This is a genomic window from Allobosea sp. RCC_152_1 (genome assembly GCF_041360765.1).
Classification (GTDB): domain Bacteria; phylum Pseudomonadota; class Alphaproteobacteria; order Rhizobiales; family Beijerinckiaceae; genus Allobosea; species Allobosea spartocytisi.
In genome coordinates this window covers 980,321-991,878 of record NZ_JBFUPU010000002.1, presented here as the reverse complement: position 1 = coordinate 991,878, position 11,558 = coordinate 980,321, and the positions used below count along the sequence as shown (strand labels likewise).

General features: G+C 66.4%; 12 protein-coding genes. 7 read left to right on the top strand and 5 right to left on the bottom strand.

Features of this window, described 5'->3' with window-relative positions; translation table 11 throughout:
- Nucleotides 1-29: 29 nt before the first annotated feature.
- Nucleotides 30-797 (bottom strand): FadR/GntR family transcriptional regulator, encoded by a 768-nt coding sequence (locus AB6806_RS11190; RefSeq protein WP_051988096.1) that lies wholly within the window; start codon nt 795-797, stop codon nt 30-32.
- 238 nt (nt 798-1,035) lie between these two features.
- Between AB6806_RS11190 and AB6806_RS11185 the strand changes: the two genes are divergently transcribed.
- The 5 genes from AB6806_RS11185 (at nt 1,036) to AB6806_RS11165 (ending at nt 6,538) form a co-directional block, all read left to right on the top strand.
- A complete protein-coding gene (locus AB6806_RS11185) occupies nt 1,036-2,088 on the top strand; it encodes an ABC transporter ATP-binding protein (protein ID WP_038363631.1) in 1,053 nt (350 codons plus the stop codon).
- A 119-nt stretch (nt 2,089-2,207) separates the two neighbouring features.
- A complete protein-coding gene (locus AB6806_RS11180; protein ID WP_370954624.1) occupies nt 2,208-3,512 on the top strand; it encodes an ABC transporter substrate-binding protein in 1,305 nt (434 codons plus the stop codon).
- A gap of 170 nt (nt 3,513-3,682) precedes the next feature.
- A complete protein-coding gene (locus AB6806_RS11175; protein WP_038363634.1) occupies nt 3,683-4,639 on the top strand; it encodes a carbohydrate ABC transporter permease in 957 nt (318 codons plus the stop codon).
- Nucleotides 4,632-5,534 (top strand): carbohydrate ABC transporter permease, encoded by a 903-nt coding sequence (locus AB6806_RS11170; RefSeq protein WP_112763606.1) that lies wholly within the window; start codon nt 4,632-4,634, stop codon nt 5,532-5,534. Before AB6806_RS11175 ends, AB6806_RS11170 begins: the two co-directional genes overlap by 8 nt.
- A 98-nt stretch (nt 5,535-5,632) precedes the next feature.
- On the top strand, nt 5,633-6,538 hold the full coding sequence (locus tag AB6806_RS11165; protein ID WP_370954623.1) for an NAD(P)-dependent oxidoreductase: 906 nt from the start codon (nt 5,633-5,635) through the stop codon (nt 6,536-6,538).
- Between the two features lie 4 nt (nt 6,539-6,542).
- On the opposite strand, the gene AB6806_RS11160 is transcribed toward AB6806_RS11165, so the two are convergent.
- Complete coding sequence (locus AB6806_RS11160; protein ID WP_038363641.1) at nt 6,543-7,601, bottom strand: LacI family DNA-binding transcriptional regulator; 1,059 nt, start codon at nt 7,599-7,601, stop codon at nt 6,543-6,545.
- Here AB6806_RS11160 and AB6806_RS11155 point away from each other — a divergent pair.
- Nucleotides 7,574-8,620, top strand: a complete 1,047-nt coding sequence (locus tag AB6806_RS11155) for an NAD(P)-dependent oxidoreductase (protein WP_370954622.1) — start codon at nt 7,574-7,576, stop codon at nt 8,618-8,620. The genes AB6806_RS11160 and AB6806_RS11155 overlap by 28 nt on opposite strands.
- A gap of 4 nt (nt 8,621-8,624) precedes the next feature.
- Here AB6806_RS11155 and AB6806_RS11150 read toward each other — a convergent pair whose 3' ends face one another.
- Together AB6806_RS11150 and AB6806_RS11145 are read right to left on the bottom strand one after the other, a co-directional pair.
- Nucleotides 8,625-9,368, bottom strand: a complete 744-nt coding sequence (locus AB6806_RS11150; RefSeq protein ID WP_142022096.1) for an aspartate/glutamate racemase family protein — start codon at nt 9,366-9,368, stop codon at nt 8,625-8,627.
- A gap of 143 nt (nt 9,369-9,511) precedes the next feature.
- Nucleotides 9,512-10,762 carry an NAD(P)/FAD-dependent oxidoreductase gene (locus AB6806_RS11145; protein ID WP_142022184.1) on the bottom strand — a complete coding sequence of 417 codons (1,251 nt, stop codon included), beginning with the start codon at nt 10,760-10,762 and terminating at the stop codon, nt 9,512-9,514.
- A 59-nt stretch (nt 10,763-10,821) separates the two neighbouring features.
- Here AB6806_RS11145 and AB6806_RS11140 point away from each other — a divergent pair, with 59 nt between their 5' ends.
- Entirely contained in the window at nt 10,822-10,953 is a 132-nt protein-coding gene (locus tag AB6806_RS11140) for a hypothetical protein (RefSeq protein ID WP_260368441.1), read from the top strand.
- On the opposite strand, the gene AB6806_RS11135 is transcribed toward AB6806_RS11140, so the two are convergent.
- Nucleotides 10,934-11,479, bottom strand: a complete 546-nt coding sequence (locus tag AB6806_RS11135; RefSeq protein WP_142022095.1) for a cupin domain-containing protein — start codon at nt 11,477-11,479, stop codon at nt 10,934-10,936. The genes AB6806_RS11140 and AB6806_RS11135 overlap by 20 nt on opposite strands.
- Nucleotides 11,480-11,558: the final 79 nt, after the last annotated feature.

Sequence of the window (11,558 nt, the reverse complement as noted above, 5' to 3'; positions counted from 1 at the left end):
GCCAGCGTCACGCCGTATCGGCGGGGCTGTTATTTAGTATGCTTTATTCGGGTGATTTTGTCGGGTTCGGCCTGGCTGACATTCACCGATGCCAGCGTCGTGTTCAAGCTGTCGATGACCAGTCCCGCCATGCGCACGGCGGCGAGATCGCCATCGCGCTCGACGATCGCAGCGAGGATGTTTTCGTGATCTGGCAGGGAGGCGATGAAGGCCTCGTCGACGCCTTTCTTCAGCACGAGCGACCATTGCAGGGTGGCGATGACCGCGCTCGACAGGCATTGCAGCGGAGCGTTCTGCGAGGCCGCGAAGATGGCCTCGTGAAAGGCGAGATCGCCGCGCACGCAAGCATCCGAATAGGGCGGATTGTCGATCATGGCCCGCAACGCGGCCTCGATGCGGGCGATGTCGGCGGCGGTGCGGCGCTGGGCCGCCAGCCGCGCCACGCTGGGCTCGACGAATCGGCGTAACTCGAAGAGATCACGGATGAATTTCTCGTTCGGGTCGGCCTCGAAATGCCAGGCCAGGACATCGGTGTCGAGCAGGTTCCAGCGGTCGCGCGGGGCGGCGCGCGTGCCGCTTTTCGGACGTGCTTCGACGAGCCCCTTGGCGGTGAGCACCTTGACCGCTTCGCGATAGGCGGTGCGCGAAACCGAGATGTCGGCGCGCAGGTCGTCCTCGTTGGGCAGGAGCTCGCCCGCGCCGATCCGGCCGCTGATGATCGCGACCGCCAGCCTCTGGGCAACCTGGCCGAAAAGCCTGTCGGGATTGAGCGTCGTCGGCCGCGAGAAATCGCGCATCCGCATCGATCGACCCGTCCTCTCGCTCTGTGCCAATCGCGTTTCCCCTGAACCCGGTTCGACCTGTGTCGCGCTTGACAGCTTTCCGGCTATCGTATGACTTTATCGCAGACGCATGGGGACACAACCGCTCAGGAGAGGCGGGGCCATATGCATCAATCGGTCACAAGAAGCCGATAGGCGACAGCGATGCTCGCGCAGTTGCGAGGATCAAGGGAACGGAAGCAGGGAAGAAAACATGGCATCTGTCCAGATTGCCGACGTGCGCAAGGCCTATGGCTCGACGCAGGTCATCCACGGCGTGGACATCGATATCGATGATGGCGAGTTCGTCATTCTCGTCGGGCCGTCGGGCTGCGGGAAGTCGACGCTGCTGCGCATGATCGCGGGGCTGGAGAACATCTCCGGCGGCGAGATCCGCATCGGCCCCAAGGTGGTGAACGACGTTCCGCCGAAGGAGCGCGACATCGCCATGGTGTTCCAGAACTATGCGCTCTATCCGCATATGACGGTCGCCGACAACATGGCCTTCTCGATGAAGCTCCGGAAGGCGCCGAAGGCCGAGATCGAGGAGCGCGTCAGCAAGGCCGCGCAGATCCTGGGCCTCGGCAATCTGCTCGAGCGCTACCCGCGCCAACTGTCCGGCGGCCAGCGCCAGCGCGTCGCGATGGGGCGCGCGATCGTGCGCGACCCGCAGGTGTTCCTGTTCGACGAGCCGCTCTCCAACCTCGACGCCAAGCTGCGCGTGCAGATGCGCACCGAGATCAAGGAGCTGCACCAGCGCCTGAAGACCACGACCGTCTATGTCACGCACGACCAGATCGAGGCCATGACCATGGCCGACAAGATCGTCGTGATGCATGACGGCATCATCGAGCAGATGGGCGCGCCGCTCGACCTTTACGACAAGCCCGCCAATCTGTTCGTCGCGGCCTTCATCGGCTCGCCCTCGATGAACCTGCTCAAGGGCAAGATCCTGGCGTCGGGCTTCGAGACGGAGGGTGGGGTGGTCTGGCCGGTCGGTCAGCATCCGGCCGATTCGAACGGCAAGGCCGCCGTGTTCGGCATCCGCCCGGAGCATATCCATCTCGATGCCAACGGGCTCGAGGCGGAGGTCGTGGTGATCGAGCCGATGGGCTCGGAGACCCAGGTGGTGGTCCGCTGCGGCGGGCAGAACCTGACCTGCGTGTTCCGCGAGCGCATCACGGCCAAGCCGGGCGAGACCATCCGCATCACGCCCGACACCAGCGTGACCCATCTCTTCGACGCGGCCACCGGCAAGCGTCTTTAGAGGCAATCGCGCGCGGGCCCGTCGCCCGGGCCGCGCGCGGGCGCAGTTTTACGGCGACAATCATGCATGACGAGGGTCCGATGCAGGCCCTCGCGGCTTTTCACGGAGGGAATATCATCATGAGCATTTCGAGACGTGACGTATTGATCGGCGGCGCCGGGTTTGCCGCGGGGGCGAGCCTGCCGCTGGCACCGGCGATCGCGCAGGCCAAGATCGAGCAAGGCGCGACGCTGCGCGTGCTGCGCCCCACCAAGTTCGTCGATCCTGACCAGGCGATCTTCAACGAGAATACCGAAGCCTTCACCAAGGCGACCGGCGTGCCGGTGCGCGTCGACTATGCCGGCTGGGAGGATCTGCGCCCGCAGACGGCGGTGACCGCCAATACCGGCGCCGGCCCCGATGTCGTGGTCGGCTGGGCCGACGATCCGCACATCTTCTCCGACAAGCTGATCGACCTGACCGATATCGCCGAGGATCTCGGCAAGAAATATGGCGGCTGGTACCCGATCGCCGAGAAATACGGCAAGAAGGACAAGACCAACCAGTGGGTTTCGATCCCGATGGGTGCGTCGGGCGCGCCGGCGGTCTATCGTGAATCCTGGGTCAAGGAAGCGGGCTTCGATACCTTCCCGAAGGATCTCGACGGCTTCCTCAAGCTCTGCCGCAAGCTCAAGGAAAACGGCCACCCTGCCGGCTTCGCGCTCGGCAATGCGGTGGGCGACGGCAACGCCTACTGCAACTGGCTCGTCTGGACCCATGGCGGCTACATGGTCGACGAGAACAACAAGGTCGCGATCAACTCGAAGGAGACGATCGAGGCGCTGAAATACGCCAAGGCGCTCTACGAGACCTTCATCCCCGGCACGCTCTCCTGGCTCGACATCAGCAACAACAAGGCGCTGACGGCGGGCGAGATCGGCGTCACCCAGAACGGCGTCTCGCTCTATTTCTCGATCAAGAATTCGAAAGACGAGAAGACCGCCGCCATCGGCAAGGACCTGAACCACGCGACCATGCCGGTCGGTCCGCTCGGGCGGCCGTCGGAGCCGGCGCTGATCATCAACGCCATGGCGTTCAAGCACACCAAATTCCCGAACGCGGCCAAGGAATATCTCCGCTTCATGATGGAGAAGGAGCAGTACGACAAGTGGCTGACCGGCTGCTACGGCTACTGGACCCAGCCGCTGAAGGGCTATGCCGAGAGCAAGGTGTGGTCGAGCGACCCCAAGATCGTGGTCTATCGCGACACCTGGGAGCGGGCGCTGTGGAGCGGCTACAAGGGCTCGATCAACGAGGCCGCCGGCACGGTCAACGCCGAATACGTCGTCGTCCAGATGGTCGCCTCGGTCTGCGCCGGTCAGGCGACGCCTGAGGAAGCGGCGGCGGAAGCCGAGCGCCGCGCCAAGCGCTACTACCGGACCTGAGCCGGAATCCTCACGGCCGCCGGCTCGTCCGGCGGCCGATGCGAGATCGTCGCGCATCCGATCGGACGCGACAACGATGATCTCCTGATGTGTCGTCGCATCCGGTTGTTCCGAAAGATGGGTTCTCCTTTTCGGTCCGATGCCGTAGCCGACCCCAACGCGAGAGCGCCATGGCCGTAGCTGCCGCCGAATTGCGAACCGTCCACAGCCTGCAGCAAAACTGGCTGGTGCGTCTGTTCGACTACAAGCCTTTCCTGGTCTTCCTCTGCCTGCTGCCCGCGGCCGGGTTCCTGCTCGTCTTCCTGAGCTATCCGCTGGGCCTGGGCATCTGGCTCGCCTTCACCGATACGCGCATCGGCCGGGTCGGCCATTTCATCGGTTTCGAGAACTTCCAGTCGCTCTGGTACGACCGGGTCTTCATCACCTCGGTCTGGAACACGATGCTCTATACGGGCGTGGCGACCATCGGGAAATTCGCGCTCGGCCTGTGGCTGGCGCTGCTGCTCAACAACCACCTCCCGATGAAGTCGCTGCTCAGGGCGATCATCCTGATTCCCTGGATCGTGCCCACGGTGCTCTCGGCCATCGCCTTCTGGTGGATCTACGATCCGCAGTTCTCGATCATTTCCTATGTGCTGGTCGACGTGCTCGGCTGGCGCGACAGCTATATCGACTTTCTCGGCCAGCCCTGGCCGGCGCGTTTTTCGCTGATCGCGGCGAATATCTGGCGCGGCATCCCCTTCGTCGCGATCTCGCTGCTCGCCGGCCTGCAAACCATCTCGCCGTCGCTCTACGAGGCGGCGATGCTGGACGGTGCCAATGCCTGGCAACGCTTCCGGCACGTGACCTTCCCGATGCTGATGCCGATCCTGGCGATCGTGCTGACCTTCTCGGTGCTGTTCACCTTCACCGATTTCCAGCTCGTCTACGCCATCACACGCGGCGGGCCGGTGAACGCCACGCATCTGATGGCGACGCTCGCCTTCCAGCGCGGCATCCCGGGCGGCCAGCTCGGCGAGGGCGCGGCGATCGCGGTGGCGATGATCCCGTTCCTCGTGATGGCGACGCTGTTCAGCTATTTCGGCCTGTCCCGGCGCAAATGGCAGCAGGGGGAAGAGAATGACTGATCAAACCCTCAGTGCGCGTCCGCATCTCAAGGACAAGGAGCGCGAAGGCGTCATCGACTGGTCGTCCGGCCCGCGGCGCCTCCTCACGCTCTACCTGCCGCTGTCGCTCTTCCTCCTCGTGCTGCTGTTCCCGTTCTACTGGATGGCGATCACGGCGATCAAACCGAACGCCGAGCTGCTCGACTACAAGAACAACAACCCGTTCTGGGTGAAGTCGCCGACGCTCGAGAACATCAACAGGCTGCTGTTCCAGACCGATTATCCGCAATGGCTCTGGACCACGATGATGGTCGCGGCGGTGGCGACGGCGCTCTCGCTGTTCTCCAGCGTGCTCGCCGCCTATGCGATCCAGCGGCTGAGGTTCAAGGGCTCGCAATATGTGGGCCTGGCGATCTATCTCGCCTATCTCGTGCCGCCCTCGATCCTGTTCATTCCGCTGGCGACGCTGATCTTCCAGTTCGGCCTGTTCGACTCGCCGCTGGCGCTGATCCTGACCTACCCGACCTTCCTGATCCCGTTCTGCACCTGGCTCCTGATCGGCTATTTCAAGTCGATCCCCTACGAGCTCGAGGAGTGCGCGATGATCGACGGGGCGACGCGGCTGCAGACGTTGTGGCGCATCACCTTGCCGCTCGCCATGCCCGGCCTGATCTCGGCCGGCATCTTCGCCTTCACCCTGTCCTGGAACGAGTTCATCTATGCGCTCGCCTTCATCCAGTCTGCGGAGAAGAAGACGGTGCCGGTCGCGGTGCTGACCCAGCTCGTCGAGGGCGACGTCTATCACTGGGGCTCGCTGATGGCCGGCGCGCTGCTGGGCTCGATTCCCGTGGCGATCCTCTACTCCTTCTTCGTCGACTACTACGTGGCGTCGATGACGGGTGCGGTGAAGGAATGAGGCCGATGCGCCGGCGCCGCTTGTCCGGCGCCGGGCATCCGCGCTCAACTCATGGTGCTGCATGCGTGGCATGCGAGCTCCGAGAAAGTACCTGACTTATGCCAGACACGCCGATTTCCAGCATCGCCTTCATCGGGCTTGGCGCGATGGGTGCGCCGATGGCCGAGAACCTGGTCAAGCGGCAGTTCCGGGTCACCGGCTTCGACATGCGTGAGGCGGCGCGCGACGCGCTGGCCGCGGCTGGCGGACAGGCTGCCCCAAATGCGGCCGAGGCGGCCAAGGGCGCCGATGCACTGGTGCTGATGGTGGTCAATGCCGCGCAGGCGCGCGCGGTGCTCTTCGAAGCCGGGGCGCTCGCGGCGTTGGCGCCGGACGCCACGGTGATCCTGATGGCGACCTGTCCGCCGGGCGAGGCCGAGGCGATCGCGGCGGAGGTCGCGAAGACCGGCCGGCATTTCATCGACGCGCCGGTCTCCGGCGGCGTCAAAGGCGCGCAGGGCGGGACGCTGACGATCATGGTCGGCGCGGCGCCGGAGAGTTTCGCACGGGCAAAGCCGGTGCTCGATGCGCTCGGCGACAAGGTCTTCCATGTCGGCGAGAAGCCGGGGCAGGGCGCGACGGTGAAGACCGTCAACCAGCTCCTCTGCGGCGTGCATATCGCGGTGGCGGCGGAGGCGCTGTCGCTGGCGGAGAAGGCCGGCATCGACGGGCGCCTGCTCTTCGAGATCATGGGCGGCTCGGCGGCATCCTCCTGGATGCTCAGGGATCGCGGCCCGCGCATGCAGGAGCCCGACCCGGCCGTCGCCAGCGCCGTCGACATCTTCGTCAAGGATCTCGGCATCGTGCTCGATGCCGGGCGCGCGGCGAAGGTCGCGCTGCCGCTGGCGGCATCGGCCCATCAGATGTTCCTCGCGGCCTCAGGGCTGGGCCATGGCGGGCGCGACGATTCGCAGGTCGTGCGGGCCTATCGCGCCCTCAACGCCAAGCCCGCGAACGATGCCTGAAGGCTCAGCGGGGCGGACAGGTCGTCCCGCGCAGGACGAGTTCGGGCGTCAGCAGCAGGCGCTGCTGCGGCGCGGCGGGCTCGGCGATGCGGCGCAGCAGGAATTCCGCCGATTTGGCGCCCATCTGGTTCTGGAAATTGTGGATCGTGGTGAGCGCCGGAAACCATTGCGCCGCCTCCTTCACGTCGTCGCAGCCGACGATGGAGAAGTCGACGCCGGCCTCGCGTCCGCGATGGCGCAAGCCGAGCATCGCGCCGAAGGCCGAGAGGTCGTTCATGCAGATGGCGGCGGTCGGCGGTGCGGGAGCGTCGAGCACCTGCTGGATGCCCTTGAGCCCGTTCTCGCGCGTGCCGTAGGCGAAATAGATCAGCGCGGGGTCGATCGACAGGCCATGAGCCGTCAGGCCCTCGCGATAGGCGTGATAGCGGTTGCGCCCGGTCGAGATGCTCTCATTGGCGCAGAGGAAGGCGATCCGGCGGTGGCCGAGCCCGATCAGATGCTCCATCGCCTGGAGGATGCCATGGCGGTCGTCCGCGCCGACGAAATCGAGGCCGAGCCCCGGCACTTCGCGCGAGAGCTGCACGATGGGCACGCCTGCATCGACGAGGTGGCGCAGGCTGTCGGCCGTGCTGCCGCCCGCCGGGCAGAGGATCATCCCGTCGGGCCTGTACTCGGCCAGGGAGTTCAGCACGCGCTCCTGCCGCTCAAGATCCTCGGCATAGGTGCCGAGCAGGATCGAGCGGCCATAGGCTGCCGTGGCTCCGTCGATCGCCGCCAGAAGCTCGGCGAAATACGGATTGGTGATGTCGTGAAAGCCGACGCCGATGATGTTGGTGCGGTCGGTGCGGAGCGCCGCGGCACTGCGGTTGTAGCTGTAGCCCATCTGGCGCGCGATCTCGCGCACGCGGCCGCGCGTCGCCTCGGCGACCAGCGGGGAATCCCGCAGGGCCAGCGAGACCGTCGCCGTCGAGACCGACAGATGGTCGGCGATGATCTGAAGAGTGACGCGGCTGCGGCCGGCGGGGGGCGTGGGGCTTGGCGGGGACGGGCCGTCGGCGTTCATCAGGGGTCCAGGTCAAGGGCTGGCCTCGTCAAGCGTCCCGAAGCCAGTCGTTTCGTCGATATCTCTGCCGTTCGCATACTCATACAGACAAGCAGGAGAATATGAAAATGAGCGCTGGCAAGGAAGCGATCGGCTTTATCGGCGTCGGGCTGATGGGCCAGGGCATGGCCGCCAATCTGGTCGCGAAGGGCTTCTCCCTGACCGTGATGGGGCACCGCAACCGCAAGCCGGTCGAGGATCTCGTTGCGGCCGGCGCCGTCGAGGCGAAGACGCCGGCGGAGCTGGCGGCGCGCTCCGGCATCATCTTCCTGTGCGTCACCGGCTCGGCGCAGGTCGAGGAGGTGCTCAAGGGCGAGAGCGGCATCATCGCCGGGGCGAAGCCCGGCACGATCGTGGTCGATTGCTCGACCTCCGATCCGACCGTCACGGTCCGGCTGGCCGCCGAGCTCGAGGCCAAGGGGTTGCACCTTGCCGATGCGCCGCTCGGCGGCACGCCGGCACAGGCCGCGCAGGGCCAGCTCTCGGCGATGATCGGCGCCGCGCCCGAGGTGTTCGCCCGGATCAGGCCGGCCTGCGAGGCCTGGGCGCAGAAGATCGTCCATCTCGGTCCCGTCGGCGACGGGCACAAGATGAAGCTGATCAACAACTTCCTCTCGATGGGCTATGCCGCGATCTATGCCGAAGCGCTGACGCTCAGTCAGAAGATCGGCATCACGCCGCAGACCTTCGACAGTGTGATCCGGGGCAGCCGAATGGATTGCGGCTTCTACCAGACCTTCATGCAATATGTGCTGGAGCGCGACCGCGACGCGCACAAATTCACCCTCGTCAACGCGTTGAAGGATGTGCGCTATCTGGAAGGCGTCGCCAATGCGGCCGGCGTCGCGAACCCGATCGGCAATGCCGTGAAGAACAGCTACGCCACCGCCGTCGCCGGCGGGCGGGGCGGGGATTACGTGCCGATGATCTCGGACTGGATCGCGGAACTCAACGGCGTCTCGCTCGCCGCGAAGGGGTGACGCTTCAGGGGTTTGCCAGCAGCCGCGAGAGGCTGTCGGAGAGGCCGGTGCTGCCGACGGGGGCGGGGAGGGCGAAATCGCCGCTCTGCGGTTTCGCCGGCGGCTCTCGCAGCGTTTCGAGCAGCATCGTCACTCCGGCCTCGGCCGAGCAGATCACCGGCACGGAGACATGCGGCTGGACGCGCGCGGCAAGGCCGGCGAGCCCGGCTCCGCCGAGGATGACGGCGCCGGCACCGTCACGCGCCACGGTCCGGTTGCAGGCTTCCGCGAGCAGGGTGACAGAGCCGTCGGGATCGCGCGCGATGTCGGCGCCGGTCGGCGCCACGGTCTCGACCGCGGCGAGCCGGCCAGCAAGCCCGAGCGAGCCGAGGAACTCCCGCAGCATCGGCCCCCAGCGCTCGCCGCCGGTCACGATCGAGAAGCGTTCCGCCTGCCGGGCCGCGAGCCGGCTCGATGCCTCCGCCATGCCGATCACGGGCACGCGCGCCAGCTCCTTGAGGGCGAGGAGGCCGGGATCGCCGAAGCAGGCGAGATAGACGCCGTCGCAATCCGCGCCGTGCTCGGCGAAGGCGTCGAGCGCCGCATGGGCCGCGATGGCGGCGGCGCTGCGGCTGGCGATGTATTGCGCGCCGAAGCGGCCCGTGACCGGGACGAGCGTCGTCTCCGGCGGCAGATGCGGCTGGATAGCCCGCACGACCAGCGCCGTCATCTCCGGCATCGTATTCGGGTTGATGAGGAGGAGGCGCATCTGGGCTTTCGGGGAAGCGTCGAGAGGAGGCAAGGCGGGCTGCTCGCAGCCCCGGTGAGCTCAAGCGCCGGCACCATAATGCGGATCCAGGCGGCCGTCAGCTCAGCCGTGGCCGTGGCCTGCCCCTTGGGGCGATGATGCGCCTAGAAGCGATCGGCCGCGAAGGGCTTGAGATCGCAGAAGGGTGGGGTGCCGGTCATCGCTTCCGCCAGAAGCCGACCGGTGGCCGGACCCAAGGTGAAGCCGTGATGAGCGTGGCCGAATGCAAACCACAGGCTGCGATGCCGGGGAGCCCGGCCGATGATCGGCAGCATGTCGGGCAGGCAAGGGCGCGCGCCGCGCCAGGGCTCGGCATCGAGACGCTGGCCGAGCGGCATGATCCGCCGTGCGATCTTCTCCGCGCGATCGAGCTGCCAAGTGTCCGACGGCTCGTCGCGGCCGGCCAGCTCGATGCCGGTGGTCAGGCGAATGCCGCGCTGCATCCGGCTCAGAACGAAACCCGCCTGCGCATCGCAGAGCGGATATTGCGGCGCCGATTCGTCCGCGGCGGCGTAATGCATATGATAGCCGCGCTTGAAGCCGAGCGGGAAACGGTAGCCGAAGCCTTTACAGACATCGCCTGACCAGGGCCCCAGCGCGACGACGACCTCGGAGCCCCGCCAGGTTCCGGCATTGGTTGGGAGGTGCCATTCCGCGCCTTCCTGACGCAAGGCGAACGCATCCGCCTTCGCCAGCGCGCCGCCGCGCGCGGAGAAGAGTTCGGCATAGGCGCGCGTCACCGCGCCGGGATCGCGGACCGTCACCGGATCGCGCCAATGCACGGCGCCGGCTGCGGCATCGGGCAGCAAGGCAGGCTCCAGGCTGCGCAGGGCCTCACGCTGGAGCACGTCATAAGCAAGCCCGTAGCCACTCAGCTCTGCCGCCGTTCGAACCGCCTGGGCGAGGGCGCGCGGGTCACGATAGAGCTCGATCCAGCCCTCGCTCCGCATCAGCGCCTCCGTGCCGGCGGCTTTCGTCCAGTGCCGGTGCTCGTCGATGCTGCGCTCGATCAGGGGCAGGACGGCGCGGCCCAGCCTGTCGAGTCGGTCCGGCGCCGAGTTCCACCAGTAGCGCGCCAGCCAGGGCGCCATCCGCAGCAATGTCGCCGGCCGGTAGCGCACGGCGATGGAGCGGTTCGAGGCGAAGGCGGCGAGTGTCGCGAGATCGCGGGGAAAGGCATAGGGAACGACGGAAGAGCGCTCGATCAGCCCGGCATTGCCATGACTGGTTTCGGCTCCCGGCTCGCCGCGATCGACCAGCAGGACGGTGCGGCCGCGCTCCTGCAGATGCAGGGCGGTGCTGACGCCGATGATGCCGGCTCCGAGCACGATGACATCGGCCTGTCCTGTCGCCATCGCCATCGCCAGTCGAATCCGTCCCCGAAGCCCATGTTCGGGGCATAGCCGAGCCCTAATTGAATCGTCTTTGCAAGCCGTTCACCGACATCAAGATGCGCGAGGCGACCGCCTTCGCCGTCAACCGGAAGGAGATCCTGACCAGCCTCTCTGGCGGCAATCTCCTCGCGGCTAATATGTGGGGGGCGTGATGGCGCTGACGATCTCGCTCGGCTCGTCGGCTGCATTGCGGAAGCGGTGCGGTTCGCGGCTGTCGAAATAATAACCATCGCCGGGGTGCAGGATCGCCGTCCGGCCCGAGACGGTCACCTCGACCGCGCCGCGGATGACGAGGCCGCCCTCCTGGGCCGAATGAAAGAAGGCCTCGCCCGTATCGGCCCCGGGAGCGTAGGTTTCATGCAGCATCAGCATCGAGCGGTTGGGGAATCCGGTCCCGATCACGCGGTAGGAAATGGCGTCCGCACGACCGATTTCCGCCATCTCCGCAGCTCGGCAGAACGGATTTGGCGGCGACATCGCATTAAAATCCAGGAAAAAGCCCGATAGGGTCGTGCCGAGCGCGTCGAGCACCGCATGCAGCGTGTCGAGGGACGGGCTGATCAGGTCCCGCTCGATCAGCGAAATCGAAGAGTGGGACACGCCCGAGCGCAGGGCGACGGCGCGCACGCTGAGCTTGCGGCGCTGGCGCAGCTCCCTCAACCGGTCGCCGATTTTCATGGAAGGCCTCCTTCATGCGGGCGCCGCATCTGAGCGCAATTGGTGATTATCTTCAACACGCCCGGGCGCCCTCCTTGCG